17 protein-coding genes and 1 pseudogene are annotated in these 15595 nt (G+C 73.0%); 10 read left to right on the top strand and 8 right to left on the bottom strand.

Annotated features, from left to right (window positions below; all coding sequences use genetic code 11):
- Nucleotides 1-137: 137 nt before the first annotated feature.
- The 4 genes from ACFV6I_RS27600 to ACFV6I_RS27585 all read left to right on the top strand — a co-directional run bounded on the left by ACFV6I_RS27600 (nucleotide 138) and on the right by ACFV6I_RS27585 (nucleotide 4335).
- On the top strand, nucleotides 138-1358 hold the full coding sequence (locus ACFV6I_RS27600) for a TfuA-like protein (protein ID WP_380428247.1): 1221 nt from the start codon (nucleotides 138-140) through the stop codon (nucleotides 1356-1358).
- Nucleotides 1355-2497: a YcaO-like family protein gene (locus ACFV6I_RS27595; protein ID WP_380428246.1), complete on the top strand. Its 1143-nt coding sequence runs from the start codon at nucleotides 1355-1357 to the stop codon at nucleotides 2495-2497. Before ACFV6I_RS27600 ends, ACFV6I_RS27595 begins: the two co-directional genes overlap by 4 nt.
- Nucleotides 2494-3267 (top strand): class I SAM-dependent methyltransferase, encoded by a 774-nt coding sequence (locus ACFV6I_RS27590; protein ID WP_380428245.1) that lies wholly within the window; start codon nucleotides 2494-2496, stop codon nucleotides 3265-3267. Before ACFV6I_RS27595 ends, ACFV6I_RS27590 begins: the two co-directional genes overlap by 4 nt.
- Before the next feature lie 69 nt (nucleotides 3268-3336).
- A complete protein-coding gene (locus ACFV6I_RS27585) occupies nucleotides 3337-4335 on the top strand; it encodes an NAD(P)H-dependent glycerol-3-phosphate dehydrogenase (protein WP_380428244.1) in 999 nt (332 codons plus the stop codon).
- 76 nt (nucleotides 4336-4411) lie between these two features.
- Here the strand turns inward: ACFV6I_RS27585 and ACFV6I_RS27580 are convergent, their stop codons facing one another.
- The 4 genes from ACFV6I_RS27580 to tgmA are packed head-to-tail and all read right to left on the bottom strand — an operon-like array spanning nucleotide 4412 to nucleotide 7015.
- Nucleotides 4412-4669 carry a hypothetical protein gene (locus ACFV6I_RS27580; protein ID WP_380428243.1) on the bottom strand — a complete coding sequence of 86 codons (258 nt, stop codon included), beginning with the start codon at nucleotides 4667-4669 and terminating at the stop codon, nucleotides 4412-4414.
- On the bottom strand, nucleotides 4651-5793 hold the full coding sequence (gene tgmC, locus ACFV6I_RS27575) for an ATP-grasp peptide maturase system methyltransferase (protein WP_380428242.1): 1143 nt from the start codon (nucleotides 5791-5793) through the stop codon (nucleotides 4651-4653). Before tgmC ends, ACFV6I_RS27580 begins: the two co-directional genes overlap by 19 nt.
- Nucleotides 5790-6755: an ATP-grasp ribosomal peptide maturase gene (gene tgmB / locus ACFV6I_RS27570; RefSeq protein ID WP_380428241.1), complete on the bottom strand. Its 966-nt coding sequence runs from the start codon at nucleotides 6753-6755 to the stop codon at nucleotides 5790-5792. Before tgmB ends, tgmC begins: the two co-directional genes overlap by 4 nt.
- On the bottom strand, nucleotides 6755-7015 hold the full coding sequence (gene tgmA / locus ACFV6I_RS27565; protein WP_380344565.1) for a putative ATP-grasp-modified RiPP: 261 nt from the start codon (nucleotides 7013-7015) through the stop codon (nucleotides 6755-6757). The genes tgmB and tgmA overlap by 1 nt, the downstream gene beginning before the upstream one ends.
- Before the next feature lie 338 nt (nucleotides 7016-7353).
- On the opposite strand from tgmA, the gene ACFV6I_RS27560 reads away from it, so the two are divergent.
- The 3 genes from ACFV6I_RS27560 (at nucleotide 7354) to ACFV6I_RS27550 (ending at nucleotide 9059) form a co-directional block, all read left to right on the top strand.
- Nucleotides 7354-8187 (top strand): Scr1 family TA system antitoxin-like transcriptional regulator, encoded by an 834-nt coding sequence (locus ACFV6I_RS27560; protein ID WP_380428240.1) that lies wholly within the window; start codon nucleotides 7354-7356, stop codon nucleotides 8185-8187.
- On the top strand, nucleotides 8180-8380 hold the full coding sequence (locus ACFV6I_RS27555; RefSeq protein ID WP_380344571.1) for a DUF397 domain-containing protein: 201 nt from the start codon (nucleotides 8180-8182) through the stop codon (nucleotides 8378-8380). Before ACFV6I_RS27560 ends, ACFV6I_RS27555 begins: the two co-directional genes overlap by 8 nt.
- A gap of 217 nt (nucleotides 8381-8597) precedes the next feature.
- Nucleotides 8598-9059 (top strand): SRPBCC family protein, encoded by a 462-nt coding sequence (locus ACFV6I_RS27550; RefSeq protein WP_063352849.1) that lies wholly within the window; start codon nucleotides 8598-8600, stop codon nucleotides 9057-9059.
- Nucleotides 9060-9091: 32 nt separating this feature from the next.
- Here the strand turns inward: ACFV6I_RS27550 and ACFV6I_RS27545 are convergent, their stop codons facing one another.
- From ACFV6I_RS27545 to ACFV6I_RS27530, 4 genes are all read right to left on the bottom strand, one after another.
- Complete coding sequence (locus ACFV6I_RS27545; protein ID WP_363586833.1) at nucleotides 9092-9769, bottom strand: response regulator transcription factor; 678 nt, start codon at nucleotides 9767-9769, stop codon at nucleotides 9092-9094.
- The gene (locus tag ACFV6I_RS27540; protein ID WP_380428239.1) at nucleotides 9766-11124 is read right to left on the bottom strand and encodes a sensor histidine kinase; all 1359 of its coding nucleotides are present in this window, start codon (nucleotides 11122-11124) and stop codon (nucleotides 9766-9768) included. Before ACFV6I_RS27540 ends, ACFV6I_RS27545 begins: the two co-directional genes overlap by 4 nt.
- A 181-nt stretch (nucleotides 11125-11305) precedes the next feature.
- Nucleotides 11306-12157: an ABC transporter permease gene (locus ACFV6I_RS27535; RefSeq protein WP_380428238.1), complete on the bottom strand. Its 852-nt coding sequence runs from the start codon at nucleotides 12155-12157 to the stop codon at nucleotides 11306-11308.
- On the bottom strand, nucleotides 12154-13122 hold the full coding sequence (locus ACFV6I_RS27530) for an ATP-binding cassette domain-containing protein (protein WP_063352845.1): 969 nt from the start codon (nucleotides 13120-13122) through the stop codon (nucleotides 12154-12156). The genes ACFV6I_RS27535 and ACFV6I_RS27530 overlap by 4 nt, the downstream gene beginning before the upstream one ends.
- 335 nt (nucleotides 13123-13457) lie before the next feature.
- Here ACFV6I_RS27530 and ACFV6I_RS27525 point away from each other — a divergent pair, with 335 nt between their 5' ends.
- From ACFV6I_RS27525 to ACFV6I_RS27515, 3 genes and pseudogenes are all read left to right on the top strand, one after another.
- A complete protein-coding gene (locus ACFV6I_RS27525) occupies nucleotides 13458-14378 on the top strand; it encodes a hypothetical protein (protein ID WP_380428237.1) in 921 nt (306 codons plus the stop codon).
- Between the two features lie 97 nt (nucleotides 14379-14475).
- Nucleotides 14476-15357, top strand: a complete 882-nt coding sequence (locus ACFV6I_RS27520) for a hypothetical protein (protein ID WP_380428236.1) — start codon at nucleotides 14476-14478, stop codon at nucleotides 15355-15357.
- A pseudogene (locus tag ACFV6I_RS27515) lies at nucleotides 15354-15595 on the top strand (hypothetical protein); the annotation flags it as partial. The gene ACFV6I_RS27520 and the pseudogene ACFV6I_RS27515, both read left to right, overlap by 4 nt.

Genomic DNA, 15595 nt, shown 5'->3' with positions numbered 1-15595 from the left:
ACCCACCCACCCACCTTTGCGTCGTCCGCCGACTCGTTTAATCTCACCCCCGCCCGCCCCCGGGGGGGGGGGGTGCCCCCCCCCCCGGGCGCCCCCCCCCCGGCCCCACCCGTCCCCGCACAGCCCGGAGGAGCCTCTTGATCACCCACGTCTTCACCGGCCCGACCCTCGCCCCGGACGAGCCTGTGCTCGCCGCCTCCACCGTGTGCCTCCACCCACCGGCACGCCACGGCGACCTCTACCGAACCGAGATCGCCCCCGGCGACACCACCGTCCTGATCGACGGCCTCTACCACCACGCCCCGGCCCTTCGGCACAAAGAAATCCTGGCCGCCCTCGGCCGGGGCGTGCGCGTCATCGGCGCCGCGAGCATCGGCGCCCTGCGCGCCGCCGAGCTGGAGCCCTACGGGATGCTCGGCATCGGTCGGATCTTCGACTGGTACGCCGACGGCGTGATCAGCGGCGACGACGAGGTCGCCGTCGCCCACGTCGCGGACGGCACGCACCGCGCCCTGACCTGGCCGCTCGTCAACCTGAGGCACGTCATGGTGTTCGCCCGCGCCGAGGGTGTGGTCACCCCGGCGAAGGCCACCGCGCTGCTGACGGCCTTCGCCGGGGTGTACTACGCCCAACGCACACTCGGCGCCCTGCAGGCCGTCGCCCGCCGCGAGGGCGCGCCCGCCTTCGGCCCGTGGCTGCGCGACCAGCGCCGGGCATCCCGCAGCTTCGGGGACCTCAAGCGCGCCGACGCGCTGGCGGCCGTCCGGGCCGCGCTCGCCGGGACGGCCGCAGGCGGCGACACCCGACGCCCGGCGCCCGCGGACTGGGACAGCCCGTACCACCACCGCTGGGCCGACCGCTTCACCCCCGGGCGGCCGACGCTCGCGGCCAGGGTCGCCTACCAGCAGGTCTTCGACCCGCACTTCCCGGCCGTGTGGTCCGCCTACCTGGACCACCTCTGCCGCCGCCAGGGCGGACTGCCGCTCGCCGGGCACGCGGCCCGGCTCGGCCTGCCCGACGCCCTGCCTCCGCACCTGGCGCTGCGGCCTCGGGTCGACCTGGCCGACGCGGACGGCGTCGCGGTGCTGCTGACCCGCGAGAGCGCCGCCGACCGGGCCGCCGTCGACCACTACCTCGGCGCCAACTACCTCGCCGCACCCCACTACGCCCCCGAGACCGTCCCGCACGCGGCGGCCCGCACGGTCCTGCTGCGGCTGTGGCGCACCAGCGCCGACGGTCTGCCCGCTACGGCCGCTGCCCGGGGACTGCGCGGACCCGACCACGCCATCGAGGAGATGAAGCTGTTCATGCTGGGCTTCCTGCAGGAGCACCGGCTCGCCGCGGGCGGTGCGCGATGAGTGCCGACGCCCTGGTCGTGCTCGACGGCACGGTCCGCGCCCGCGAACCCGAGCACACCCACCGCCTCCTGGCACCGCGACTCGCCCGCTACGGCATCACCCGGGTGGCGCGGCTGACCGGCCTGGACTGCCTGGGCCTGCCGGTGGCCACCGCGATCCGCCCCGCCGCCCGGACCCTGGCCGCCTCCCAGGGCAAGGGCGCCACCGACCTGCTCGCCTGGCTGTCCGCCACCATGGAGGCCGTCGAACTCTGGCACGCCGAGCAGCCCCGCGACGTCGTCCTGCACACGAGCGCCGCCGACGCCCGCGCGCCCTACCCGATGTCCGCCCTGCCCCTGCGCGTCCACCACGACGTCCTCGAACACCTGCCGCTCGACTGGGTGGCCGCCCGCACCGTCGCCGACGGCGACCCGGTCCTGCTGCCCGCCGACCTGCTGCGCCGCACCCCCTACGACCCGCTGAGCGTCCAGGTCCTGCGTGCCACCAGTACCGGTCTGGCCGCCGGCAACACCTGGGCGGAGGCGGCCCTGCACGCCATGTACGAGGTGGTCGAACGAGACGCCCTGCACGCCGACGACCTGGAGGACGGCCGCCGCCGCATCCCGGTCGACCCGAACACTGTCACCGACCCGTACTGCCGATCCCTGCTGGAGCGCCTCCACCAGGCCAGGGCCGTCATCGAGTTGCACACCGTCACCAACGCCTACCGGCTGCCCGTCTGCCGCGCGCTCATCTGGTCCGAGGAGTACCCGCGCTTCTTCGGCGGGGCCGGCTGCCATGCCGACCCCCACATCGCCCTGTCCCGGGCCATCACCGAGGCCGCGCAGTCCCGCCTCACCTCGATCGCCGGAACCCGCTGCGACCTGCCCTCCGACGACCCCGCCTTCGTGCTCCAACCCGCCCGGCCTCCGGCCCCGGCCGGTCTGACCCCGTGGACCACGGCGACCGTGCCCTTCGACCGCACCCCACCCCGTACCGCCCTCGACGCCCAGACCCACGCCCTGGCCGCCCGCATCGAACTCGCCACCGGCTACCCCCCGATCGCCGCCACCCTCTCCGCCCCCGACGAGCCGGTCACCGTCCTGCAGGTCGTCTGCCCCGGAACCCACTCCCGCACCACGAGGTCTCTCACCCGATGACCACCACCGCCCTGACCGCCGTCGAACGCCGGCTCGGCGCCGCCTATGACGCCTACCACCTCGCCCGCTCCCGCACCACACTCGTCCACGACCTCTACGCCCAGGCCGCCGACACGAACCACCCCGACGACGCCGCTCCCTCCAGCAGCCTCGACCTGCCCCTGCTCCACCTGATGACCCAGCGACTCACCCTCCAGTCCGGCCAACTGCTGGTCGACCTCGGCTGCGGCACCGGCGGCACCGGCCTCTGGCTCGCCCGCGCCACCGGCGCCCGCCTCATCGGCGTCGACATCTCCCCGGTGGCCACCCGCCTTGCCACCGCCCGCTCGGCGGCCTTCGTCCCCGACGGCTGCGCCGCCTTCCGCGTCGGCACCGTCCGCTCCACCAGCCTGCCCGCCGCCCACGCCGACGCCCTGGTGTGTGTGGACGCCCTCGGCCCCGCCGGTGACCGCGGCGACGCCCTCCATGAGATCCACCGCATCCTGCGCCCCGGCGCCCGGGCGGTGATCACCCGTGCCATCAGCCGTACCGCCGGCACCCGCTGGCGCGGCCAGGTCGAGAGCGCCGGTTTCGACACCGAGCACGTCGACGAGCGCCCCCACGAGCCGCGCTTCTGGTGCCGCCTCTACCACCTGTGGCTCGCCCACGCCGACGACCTGCGACGCGAACTCGGCGACGACCAGGCCGACACCATGCTCGCCGAGGCCTCCCGCATGCTCCCCACTCTGGACGGGCGCCGCGCCGTCGCGCTCACCCTGCGCCGCCGCTGACCGGCGCCTCAGCCCCCAAGGCGCCAGTAGGCTGCCCCTCAGCTCCCCACCAGCACGCGGAGGTAGAGGATGACCCGGGTCGCCGTACTGTCGGCAGGATCGTGGGGGACCGCCTTCGCGCTGGTTCTCGCCGACGCCGGATGCGACGTCGTCCTGCACGCGCGCCGCCCCGAGGTCGCCGACGGCATCAACACCCGGGGAGTCAACCCCGGCTACCTGCCCGGCGTCACGCTGCCCGGCACGGTGAAGGCCACCACCGGAGCCGACGTCGCCCTGGCCGGAGCCGACGTCGCCGTCCTGTCCATCCCCTCCCAGACCCTGCGGGCCAACCTGGCCGCGTGGGCGCCCCTGATCGAGCCGGACACCCTGGTCGTCAGTCTCATGAAGGGCATCGAGCTCGGCACCGGCCGGCGCATGAGCGAGGTCATCGCCCAGGGTGCCGCCCTCGACCCCGCCCGTGTCGCCGTCCTGTCCGGCCCGAACCTGGCCCGCGAGATCGCCGCCCGCCAGCCCGCCGCCAGCGTCATCGCCTGCACCGACCACGACGCGGCCCGCCGGCTCCAAGTGGCCTGCCGTACACCGTACTTCCGCCCCTACACCCACACCGACGTCATCGGCTGCGAACTCGGCGGCGCGGTCAAGAACGTCATCGCGCTCGCCGTCGGCCTGGCCGCCGGACTCGGTCTCGGCGACAACGCCAAGGCCACCCTCCTGACCCGCGGACTCGCCGAAACCGCCCGCCTGGGAACCGCGCTCGGCGCCGACCCCGCGACCTTCGCCGGCTTGGCCGGCCTCGGCGACCTCACCGCGACCTGCCTCTCCCCGCTCTCCCGCAACCGCACCTTCGGCGAACACCTCGCCCGCGGCCTGACCATCGACCAGGCCGCCACCGCCACCGGCCAGACCGCCGAAGGAGCCAAGTCCGCCTACGCCGTCCTCGACCTCGCCCGACGACACCACGTCGAGATGCCCATCACCGCACTCGTCGTCGCCATCCTCGACGGCACCGTCACCACCGACCGCGCCGTCGACCTGCTCATGGCCCGCACGCCCAAGGCCGAACGGTAGGCAGGCGGCATCGTCGCACCCGGGGACGCCCCCGCCCGATGTCGCGGTTTCGGCCCGCGCCCGCATGCTCCCTTTGTCAGCCGAGCGGCACGCGGGCGGCGGTCTCCCACTCGTACATCCGCCGGTCACGGCCGAGGACGATGAGTTCGGCGGAAGTGATGCGGGCGGTCGCGGGGTAGGTGGTGACGCCGGCAAGGGCGTCGGCAGCGGGATGGGCCGGTCCGTCGGCGAGGGGCCGTTCCCCTCGCAGGACGGGAGGATTCCATGACGGATTGATGACGGAACGACACGGCTCGGTGCGGGGCTGAGCCAGGCCTATACGGGCAGATCCCATCCGGGCCCGTCCTCGGTGCCGAGCCAGACCCGCTGTCCGGCCGCCGACACGGTGATCCCGAAGCGGTCCTGGTGCGGCTCACCGGCCGCCTGCCAGGTCTCAACCGTCTGCTCGACCTGGTCCCACAGGGAGACGGGCCCGCGCTGGGTCACGGTCCACCCGCCGGTGGGGTCGGGCGCCGTCCGGGCCTGCGATCCGGTGGCCAGGTCCCAGAGGATCTGTTGAGCCCCCACACCCATGCGGATTGCCCCGGGTGCGGCAAGCTGGGCCACCCAAGCGCCCGTCCAACTGTCCAGCTTCGCCGGGTCGATGCGGGTCGGACGCTCCTTGCCGGGCAGGAGGTCCAGCGTCGGGCGGGGCGGTCGGTCGTGGGTGCGGGCGATCATGAAACCGGTTTGGCCGGTCAGGAACCGGCCAGTGGCCTCGCCAGGTCCGGTCACGTCGAGCAGCACGAGGGCGTTCGCGTAGCTCCACCCGGAGAGGGTGACCAGGATCCGACCGCCGGGCTTGACCTGGTGGAGCCAGGAGAGAGGGACGTACCGGACAGAACAGGTGGCGATGAGCCGGTCGTACTGCCCGCCGTCCGGGTCGCCGCGCAGCCCGTCACCGATGATCAGCCGGGGGGAGAATCCCGCAGTCCTGATCGCCGCCGCCGCTGCCGCGCCGACTGCGGGGTCGTACTCGATGCTGGTGAGGCCGGCGTCCCCGAGGCGGTGCGCGCCGAGGGCGGTCGAGTACCCGGTACCCGTACCGATCTCCAATACCCGGTGCCCGGCCTCGGCGCCCAGCTGCTGCCACATGCGCAGTACGACGGACGGGAGGGTGGACGACGATGACGGGATACCTGTCACGGTCTCCCCGGCGGTGTCCTCGGGCCCGATGCGGCCGTCGAGTTGGGTCACCAGCGTCTGGTCGTCGTAGATCCCCGCCAGCCACCCGGGCTCGCCCTGACGGACGGGTCGGTAGCTGGTCGGAACGCTGCCGGCGACCGGAGCGAAGTAGGTTCCGACGAAGAGCTCTCGCGGAACGGCCCTCGCCGCGCTGTCCCACTCGCGTTCGGTCAGCGTGCCGTCCTCGGCGAGCCTGTCGGCCAGAGCGGTGCGGAGTTCAGCCGGCGTGCTCATGCGTCACGGCCTTTCTGTAGCTGGTCGGCGAGGGCGCGGGCAATCGCCTCGGTGGTCTCGGCCGGCTGCCATGCCCACTGGCCGTTCGGGTTGCATTCAAGGAAGTACCAGTCGCCCGAGGCGGCCACGGCGAAGTCGAACGCGCCGTAGACCAGACGAAGTTCTCCGAGGTAGGCGGCGACCGAACGTGCGACCGGCTCGGGTACGCCGATCGGGGTGCACGTCATCCGGTCCTGACGGCGCCGCCAGTCAAGGTCGGGGCTGTCGACCCGGACGCCGAACAGGCGGTTGCCGACGGCCGTCACCCTTGCGTCGAACAGCTTCGGCACCTTCGCCTGGAAGAGGTGCGGGCAGGCGGACACGGCGTCGGTGATGTCGGCCGGATCGACCTCGCGCACCCACACGGCGTGAGGCTGCCCGCCGACCGAGTAGGGGATGTTCCACAACGGCTTGTACACCGCCCCGGCGGCCTGGGCCGCCACGAACTCCCGCGCCTCGTCCGCGCTGTTCGTGATCACCGTGTCGGGGACCGGGAACCCGCAGCGCTGCGCGGCCGCCAGTTGTGCCGGCTTGTGCTCGGCCGCACGGTTGGCCCAGGGGTGGTTCACGTAGTGCGCGGCGGGGAGCGAGGCGAGGATGCCGCCCGCACCCCACAGGGATTGCGAGGCGGCGAACCGGCGGTCCTGGCCGTCCAGTTCGGAGGGCCCTTCGTAGGGTGAGGCCCGGCGCACCCAGACGGACCGGACGGCGGAGAGGTCGAGCTCCCGGCTGGCCGTGCGCAGGGTGCCCCGCTGCTGGCCCGTGCGGTACGTGGCGATCAGCGAGGCACCCGTGTGCAGGTCGGCGCCGGGATCGAGCCGGACCACCGGAACCCGGCGCTCGGCGAGCACCCGCAGTACCGCATCCGCGGTCACGTCAAGGGGATTGGTCAGCACCAGCACCGACCCGCTTCGGTCGTTCATCAGCCGTTGCTCTGGTCCTGGTCGTAGGACTCGGTGCTGTCGGCGTCGGTCGGCCCGCCCGGTTTTCCGTCGGGCGTGGTCGTGGTGGGCGTCAGGCCGCTCGTGCTGGTGCCGTGCCCGCCCAACTCGACCGTGCGCCCGTGCTCGTCCACGATCACCGCAATCTGCGTCTCGGGGTCGATGACGGGCGTGTGCTGCGGGACCGGGACGGTAGCCGTGAACGGCCCCATCCGGGTGGTACCCCACGGTGCGGTTGTCATCTGTACTGCGCCTCCATTTCGTGGTGGTGCTGACAGGATCAACAACTCGGCCGGTTGGCCGAGTTGTGCGATCCCACCCCAGTCGCTCGACCTGTCCGGGGTCGGGACGGCCGGGGTGGGGGCTTGGGAACCCGATCCGAGCGGAACGGACCTCAAGTCCGTGACGAGTTCGCCGACCTGCGGGCGGTATCGCGGCTTCGGGGGCACGGGGGTGCTTTTGAGCGCCACGACAGCGGCTCCGTTCCGTAGTTCGACGACTACCGGGGGTGCCAACTGTCCTCTAGGCTGCGGAGCTGTTCAACTTGTCCCACGGTGTCAGATTGGTAGGACGAACAGCCTTGAACAAGCGGGAACTTGACCCCCCGACATCCCCGGCCGCCGAGTTCGGCGTACTGCTTCGCACGTCGCGCGAGCGGCGAGGCTGGACTCAGGAACACCTTGCCGAGCTGATCGGCTGTACATCGTCGTACATCTCCGCGCTCGAACACGGCCGAAGGAAACCAAGTCAACAGATCTCAACGGCACTTGATCGAGTGTTCGAGTTGGGAGAACAGTTCCTCAGGGAGTGGAGTACGTCCGGTCGGCGGGTCTTGTTCGAAGGCTTCGACGAGTACCTGCGCAATGAAGCGAAGGCCATCGCCCTGAGGCTGTTCGAGATCAACCTGGTTCCGAGTTTGCTCCAAACGCCAGAGTACAGCCGAGTTTTTCAGGAGGCGGCTGTCCTGCGGGGGGTCGCAACTCAGCAGCAGGCCGACGAACGAATCGAGAAGGTGCTGCTCCGACAGCAGGCCCTCGCCCGAGATCCGGCGCCGCACGTCCAGGTGGTGATGGACGAGGGGGCGCTACGGCGGCCGATCGGTGGTCGGGACGTCATGGTGGCGCAACTCAGGCACCTGGAAGCACTCGCTTCACGTCCCCGTTTCCTGGTGCAGGTGTGTCCTATCGCAGCAGGCGAGAACCGCCCGTTCGGGCATCCAATTACGTTGCTGACCATGCCGAACAGGGCCATCGTGGGGTACGGCGAGACGCAGCGGCGCGGCTACCTCGAACGCGATCCGGAGACGTTGGCTGAGTGGGCCGGTGAGTACGATCATCTCCAGGCCGAGGCGCTGCGTCGAGCAGCGAGCATCGAGTTCATTCGAAACGTGCGGAAGGGCTTTGAGCATGGATGATCGCAATGCCACCTGGCACAAGAGTTCCTACAGTACCCAGGGAGGGAACTGCGTCGAGGTCGGTGCGAACGTCGTCCACACTGTCCCGGTCCGTGACTCCAAGGATCCCCACGGTCCCGCGCTGGTCTTCCCGACCGACGCCTGGTCGAGCTTCGTCGCCGCCGTCCGTTCCGGACAGTTCGGCAACGCCTGACGTACGCGTGCCGCCCTGAGGCCCCGCCACCCGGGAAACCGCCGGTAAGCCTGTCTCTCTCATGACCCGCACGCCCAAAGCCGAACGGTAGGCAGGCGGCATCGCCACCCCCGGGCCCGCCCCGCCCGATGTCACGGTTTCGGGCCGCGTCCGGTCTTCATCGGTGAACAGGGCGCGGCCGACACCCGTGCTCCCCGCTGCAGGAGAGGGACGAGCCATGGAAACCGTGACCGTGCGACGGGTCGTCGCGGCGCCGATCGCCGAGGTGTTCGACTGGTGCGCCACGAGCACCAACTACACCCGCTCCCCGTTCGTGCTCAGGGCGCGCCTGGCCCGGCCCGGGGTGGGCGCGCCCTACGGGGTGGGCGCCGTGCGGCTGCACACCTGGCTGATCGGCTGGTTCAACGAGCGGATCACCGCCTACAACGCCCCGCACGGCTTCGACTACACCGTCGACCGCAGCTTCCCGCCGGCCCGGCACGAGTTCGGCCGGATGACGTTCGAGGAGGTCCCCGAGGGCACCCTGGTCGTCTGGGCGACCGGCTTCGCGATCCCCGTCCCCCTGGTCGGCGCGGCCCTGGCCCGCAGGGTCGGCAAGCCCGTCATCGCCCACGTCTTCGGCGCCATCCTGGCCGCCGCCGCCACCGACCTCGAAGCCGCCCCGAAGAAGCGCCCCTGACGCCGTACCCCCCGCGGCAGGAGGGGGACGGCTCAGGCCGGCGGGTTCGGCCGGTTCAGGCCGCGGTCGTAGGCGAAGATCACGGCCTGCACCCGGTCCCGGGCGCCGATCTTCGACAGCACCCGGCTGACGTGCGTCTTGACGGTCGACTCCGCGAGCACCAGGCGCTGCGCGATCTCGCCGTTGGTCCAGCCCCGGCCGACCGCGACCAGGATCTCGCGCTCGCGCTCGGTCAGGGCGTTCAGCCGCGGGTCGTCCTCGGCGGCCGCGCCGGGCGGGCGCACGGGCAGGTGGTGGGCGTAGGCGTCCAGGAGGCGCCGGGTGATGGCGGGGGCGACGACGGCGTCGCCCTCGGAGACGGCGCGGATCCCGGCCAGGAGGTCCTCCGGGCGGGCGTCCTTGAGGAGGAAGCCGCTGGCGCCGGCGCGCAGCGCGGCGTGGGCGTACTCGTCGAGGTCGAAGGTGGTCAGGACGAGGATGCGCGAGCGCCCGCCGGTGGCGACGATGCGGCGGGTGGCCTCGATGCCGTCCATGCCGGGCATCCGGATGTCCATCAGGACGACGTCGGGCCGCAGGTCGGCCGCCAGGCGTACGGCCTCGGCGCCGTGCGCGGCCTCGCCGACGACCTCCGTGCCGGGCTGGCTCTCCAGCAGCATCCGGAAGCCGTACCGCTGGAGCGGCTGGTCGTCGACGATGAGGACCGTGGTCACGTCAGGCCGCCTGTCGGGTCGGGGTCGGGGTCGGGACCGGAGGTGGAACCGGGTCCGTCGGGCCCGTCGGGGGTGAGGTCGAGGACGGCCTCCACGGTCCATCCTGCCCCGGGCCCGGGCCCGGCGGTGACGGTGCCCCCGTACAGGGCCGCGCGTTCGCGCATGCCCGTGAGACCGTGCCCCTCCTCGCCCGCCGCACCGCCCCGCACCGCCCCGCCGGGCGGACCGCCGTCCCGCACCCGCACCCGCAGCCGGCCGCCCTCGGCGGCCAGCGTCACGTGCGCCCGGGTGTCGGGCCCGGCGTGCTTGAGGGTGTTGGTGAGCGCCTCCTGGACGATGCGGTACGCCATCAGCTGCACGCCGCGGTCCAGCCGCCCCACCTCGCCGCGCGCGGTGTACACGACCTGCGGCCCGGCGGCCCGGATGCGCGCGCACAGCCCGTCGAGGTCGGCGATGCCCGGCTGCGGCGTGAACTCGGGGCCCTGCTCGCCGCCCTGGTCGCGCAGGACGCCGAGCATGCGCCGCAGCTCGCCCAGCGCCTGGCGGCTGGTCTCCCCGATCAGCAGCAGCGCCTCCCGGCCCCGCTCAGGGGAGGCCTCGGTCGCGTACGCGCCGCCGTCCGCCAGGGTGATGATCACGGACAGGTTGTGGCCGATGATGTCGTGCATCTCCCGGGCCACCCGGGTGCGCTCGGTGGCGGTGGCCAGCCGGCTGCGCTGGTCGCGCTCGACCTCCAGCCGCGCCGCCCGCTCGCGCAGCCCGGCGAGCTGGGCCCGGCGGATGCGCACCGCGATGCCGACGGCCACCGCCGCCGTCGCCGCGCTGAACAGGAAGAACAGCGCGTCCCCGACCGGCAGCCCGCCGGACAGCTCCACCGCGACCAGCGCCGACGCGCCGGCCATCGCCGTGCACGCCCACGCCAGGTGCCGCAGGCTCCCGTGCAGGGCCAGGCTGTAGAGGGCGACGAGCAGCGCGACGTCCGCGCGCAGCGCCACCCCCAGCGACCACTGCAGGACGAACACCGCCGCGACCGCCGCGAACGCCGCCGCCGGTCGCCGCCGGCGCCACAGCAGCGGCAGCAGCAGCCCCGCCTGCAAGGCCAGCATCGCCGCCAGCGGCGGGCGGGCGAAGACGATCCGGTGCTCGCGCGCCCGCTCCCCGCCGTCGTGGAAGGGCAGCAGGTCCGGCAGGCAGAACAGCAGGAAGACCGCGGCCACCACCGCGGTGTCCAGCACCCACGGGTGGTCGCGGTCCGCCTGCCGCGCCCGCTGCCCCAGCCGGGCCAGGCGCGCGAACACCGGGTGCCCCGACAGCGGGTCGCCCCCCGCCCCCGCGGCGGTGTCGTGCTCGCTCACGGCGTCACCTTCGTCCAGCTCATCCGCAACGGTCGTCACCTTCGTCCAGCCTCATCCCGGAACGGATACGAAAACGGACACGAAAACGGATACGGAAACGGAAACGGATACGAAACGCGCCCGGTGCGGCACCCGACTCGAACGGGCACCGCACCGGGACGTCCACGCAGTCTCCCAGCCCTCAGGCGTCGCTGCGCACCAGCCGCACGGCCGCGCTCGCCAGGGCGAGCACCGTCCACAGCAGGAAGACCGCCAGCCCCGCGGCGGGCGACAGTGTGGTCGCGTCGTGGTGCAGGGCGAACATCGCCTCGCCCGCGTGGCTGGGCAGGTAGGGGCTGATGTGGTCCTGCCAGGACGAGGGCAGCAGCGAGATCAGGCCGGGGACCAGCATCAGCGAGGCCACCAGCACCGAGATGCCGCCCGCCACCGACCGCAGCAGCGCGCCCAGCGCGACACCGATCACGCCCACCAGGGCGAGGTAGAGCCCGGCCCCCAGCAGGCCGCGCAGGACGCCGGCGTCGGAGAACGTCATCGCCGCGCGGGTGCCGGAGAGGATGCCGCTGTCGGCCGCGAAGGCGACGAACACCCCGACGGTGCCGAGCAGCAGCACCACCACGCCGTACACCGCCGCCTTGGACCACAGCACCGGCAGCCGGCGCGGCACCGCGGCCAGGGTGGAGCGGATCATGCCGGTGGAGTACTCGCCCGCGGCGACCAGCACGCCCAGGACGCCGAACGCCAGCTGCGCGAAGTTGGTGCCGAACAGCGACAGGCTCAGGGCACTGGCGTCGGCGAAGTCCCCCCGGTCCATCGGGCGCCCCGAGGTGATCCTCGACTTGAACTGGAACGCGGCGATCAGCCCGAAGGCGACCAGGAACAGCAGGCCCAGGCCCAGCGTGATCCAGGTCGAGCGCAGCGACCACAGCTTGGCCCACTCCGAGCGCAGCACGCGCACGGGCGTCACCCGGTAGGCGGGGCGCGCGGGCCGCCGGTCGGCGGCCGCGGACGTCTGGTTCGGTGCGATGGTGCTCATGCCGCGCTCCTCGGGGACTCGGCGCCGGCACCCGCACTGGCGGCGGGCCCGGTCGCGGTGGTGGTGCCGTGGTACTCCACGGCGTCCCTGGTCAGCTCCATGAACGCCTCCTCCAGGGAGACCGTGCGGGTGGTGAGTTCGAACAGGGCGATGCCCTGCTCGGCGGCCCGCAGGCCGATCTCCCGCGCTGCCAGGCCGGTGACGAGGAGCTCCTCCGAGCCGGAACGGCCGGTGACCTCCACCCCGGGCCCGGCCAGCGCCGTGCGCAGCCGGGCCGGATCGGCGCTGGCCACCTTCACCACGTCGCCGCCGGCCTGGCGGACCAGGTCCTGCACGGTGGTGTCGGCCAGCAGCCGGCCCCGCCCGACGATGATCAGGTGGTCGGCGACCAGCGCGACCTCACTCATCAGGTGCGAGGACACGAAGACGGTGCGGCCCTCGGCGGCCAGCGAGGTGAGGAGGTTGCGGATCCACAGCACGCCCTCCGGGTCGAGGCCGTTGACCGGCTCGTCCAGCATCACCGTCGCCGGGTCGCCCAGCAGCGCCGCCGCGATCCCCAGCCGCTGGCCCATGCCCAGCGAGAACGCCCCGGCACGCTTCCTGGCCACCGACTGCAGCCCGGTCAGCTCGACGACCTCCTCCACCCGCGAGCGCGGGATGCCGTGGGTGTGCGCCTGGGCCATGAGGTGGTTGAACGCGGAGCGCCCCGGGTGGATCGACTTGGCCTCCAGCAGCGCCCCGACCTCCTGCAACGGCGCCGCGTGAGCCGCGTAACGGCGCCCGTTGACGCGCACCGAGCCGCTGGTGGGCGCGTCCAGTCCGACGATCATCCGCATGGTGGTGGACTTCCCGGCGCCGTTGGGCCCGAGGAAGCCGGTGACCGTGCCGGGCTTGACCGTGAAGTCGAGCCGGTCGACGGCGGTCTTCTCCCCGTACCGCTTCGTCAGCTGGTGCGCCTCGATCATCGCTCACCCCTACGCTCCGGGGCCGGACCGTCCCGGCCTCCCTCACACTCCACGCTAGGTGCGGCGCCGGCGCGATCCGTGGTACCCCGGACCGATCATCGGAAGGGGCACGGTACCGCGGTACCGTGCCCGGATCGCCTGTTGCGGTTACATCACGACGTGTCCGATTCATCGAGTATTGGACCGGAGTGCGGCGATTAACTTTGTTGGCAGCGGTGCGAACGGTCTCTCATAATGCCTGCTGAGACGCGTGATGGACGGTCCGGAGAACCGCCGGGGGAGCGGTTTGCGAGGGAGTCCGCGCGCGAGATCCCACATTCTCCCGGGGGAGTTCCTTGTCCGCGCCCGAAAACGAAACAGCCGCCGTTCCGGAGCAGCCCGACTCTGCGCCGCAACCGGCCGCCGTACCGCAGCACCCCGCTGCGCCGCAGCACCCCGCCGTACCGGAGCACGCCTGCGTACCGCAGCCCGATGCCGCGCCGCAGCACGCCGTCGCACCCGAACCCGCCGCGCGCCGGCTGCCGCGCGCCGTCGGCGTCGTACTGGCCACCGCCGGCCTGCTCGCCGTCACGGCGACCAGCGCCGCGGTGACCGTCGCCGTCGGCAGGCCGGACACCCGCCCGGCCGCCGCCGCACCCGCGCCGGCCACCACCACCGCCAGCCCGAGTCCGACGCCCTCCGCCACCCCGGTACCGGTGCCGACGCCCACCGCCGCCCCGACCACCCCCAAACCGGCCAGCACCGTCAAGGGGACCGTCAACGGCGGCAAGCACGAGGGCGACCTGCGCTACTTCCTGCTCCCGATCCCGGACGGCGGCGAGTCGTACGGGCCCGCGGACGGGATGACCATGACCAACGACGACGTCGCCGACCTGTTCGGCAAGCAGGACGGCATCATGGACATCCTCGGCTCGTACGGCTACCAGTCGGGCGCCACCCGGATGTACCGGACGGCCGACGGCAAGGCCGAGGTCACCGTCACCCTGCTGCGCTTCGGCTCCACTTCGATGGCGCGCGAGTTCGTCCAGGGATACACCCTCAAGTCGCAGGACCCGATCGACATCGACGGCGACCCGAACGCCCACGGCTACCTGCACAAGCCCAAGCAGCAGGCGTACACCGGCTCGATGACCGGCATCTCCAGCCAGGGCGACGTCCAGTACACGATCGACGTCGAGGTGAAGGGGACACCGGACAAGGCGCTGCTGAGCGGGCTGATGAAGCGCCAGCGCGAGTGGCTCGCCTCCGGCGGCTGAACGCAGCTGAACGCAGCTGAACGCGGCTGAACGCGGTTGAACCCGCGCCGCCGCCCGCCCCGACGCCGTCCTCCCCACCCTCCTCTGGAGCCATCCCGTGACCACCGAACCCGCGCTGCCCCCGCCCGGCACCGCGCCGGCGCCCGCCGCCCCGCCGCGGCCCGCCGCCATGCCCGCCGAACCGTCTTCCGCTGAACTTCCTTTCGCTGCACCGCAGTTCGCCACTGAAGTGCCGTCCGACGCGCCGGGCCCCGAGCTCCTGTCGGCCGGCCCCGAGCGGGCGCCCCGTGCCCCGCGCCGCCCGCGCCCGGTGCTGCTGGCGGTGTCCGGCCTGGTGCTGGGCACCCTGGTCGGCGGTGGTGTCGGCTACGCCGTCCAGGCCCAGCGCCCGCCGACGCCGCTGCCGCCGGTCCAGGTCGCGCGCCCGTCCTACCCGGCCGCGGCGGTCGACCCGACCGCCTTCGCCGCCCAGCAGCCCAAACCGCTGGCCATCGACGGCGACCTGCTCAAGCTGCTGATCGGTGCCCCGGACGGCAGCGCCGCCTGGGGAGAATTCCCGGACAAGCCGAGCTGGGTGTCGGTCGGCGCGCTCGCCGAGCACAGCGACAGCGCGGTCCGCGACTTCAAGGACCTGAACTCCCGGGGCTTCCGGCGCGCGGCCGAGGTGAACTGGAAGAAGGGCGACACCAGGTACCGCGTGTCGCTGGTCCAGTACGCGCCGGACCGCGCCAACGAAGCCGCCACGCACGCCGTCGGCACCACCCGCAACCTGAAGCCGTTCGCCGACGGCGCCAACGGCGGCTACCGGGTGGACGAGACACCCAGGTACTGGGCCGACAGCGCCGATCGGTACTACTACGGCCAGGCCGTGGCCCAGCGCGGCACGGTGGCGATGGTGGTCGAGGTCTTCGACCCCAAGCCGGTGAACCCCGACGTCGTGAAGGACCTCGCCAAGCAGCAATGGGAGCGGCTGGTATGACCGACAACAGCATGACCGGGACCCCGGCCGCCACGCCGGCGCCGACCGCCCCCGAGGCGGCCCCGGCCGCCGCCGAACAGCCTGTCTCCGAGCAGCAGTTCGCCGCCGAGCCCGCCGCGCCGACCGCCGCCGCGCCCACCGATCCCGCCGCGCCCACCGCCCCGCGCCCCGCCTCCCGCCGCCTGCTGCGCGCGGGCGCCGCGACGGCCGCGGCGGCGCTGGCCGGGGTGGCCATCGG

The organism is Kitasatospora sp. NPDC059803 (assembly GCF_042732255.1).
Taxonomy (GTDB): domain Bacteria; phylum Actinomycetota; class Actinomycetes; order Streptomycetales; family Streptomycetaceae; genus Kitasatospora.
This window is presented reverse-complemented; position numbering and strand designations above follow the sequence as displayed.

Coding starts and splice junctions, on each gene's coding strand:
- ACFV6I_RS27595 (WP_380428246.1), top strand. CDS start 1,355: ATGAGTGCCGACGCCCTGGTCGTGCTCGACGGCACGGTCCGCGCCCGC.
- ACFV6I_RS27590 (WP_380428245.1), top strand. CDS start 2,494: ATGACCACCACCGCCCTGACCGCCGTCGAACGCCGGCTCGGCGCCGCC.
- ACFV6I_RS27585 (WP_380428244.1), top strand. CDS start 3,337: ATGACCCGGGTCGCCGTACTGTCGGCAGGATCGTGGGGGACCGCCTTC.
- ACFV6I_RS27580 (WP_380428243.1), bottom strand. CDS start 4,669: ATGGGATCTGCCCGTATAGGCCTGGCTCAGCCCCGCACCGAGCCGTGT.
- tgmC (WP_380428242.1), bottom strand. CDS start 5,793: ATGAGCACGCCGGCTGAACTCCGCACCGCTCTGGCCGACAGGCTCGCC.
- tgmB (WP_380428241.1), bottom strand. CDS start 6,755: ATGAACGACCGAAGCGGGTCGGTGCTGGTGCTGACCAATCCCCTTGAC.
- tgmA (WP_380344565.1), bottom strand. CDS start 7,015: ATGACAACCGCACCGTGGGGTACCACCCGGATGGGGCCGTTCACGGCT.
- ACFV6I_RS27555 (WP_380344571.1), top strand. CDS start 8,180: ATGGATGATCGCAATGCCACCTGGCACAAGAGTTCCTACAGTACCCAG.
- ACFV6I_RS27550 (WP_063352849.1), top strand. CDS start 8,598: ATGGAAACCGTGACCGTGCGACGGGTCGTCGCGGCGCCGATCGCCGAG.
- ACFV6I_RS27535 (WP_380428238.1), bottom strand. CDS start 12,157: ATGAGCACCATCGCACCGAACCAGACGTCCGCGGCCGCCGACCGGCGG.
- ACFV6I_RS27530 (WP_063352845.1), bottom strand. CDS start 13,122: ATGATCGAGGCGCACCAGCTGACGAAGCGGTACGGGGAGAAGACCGCC.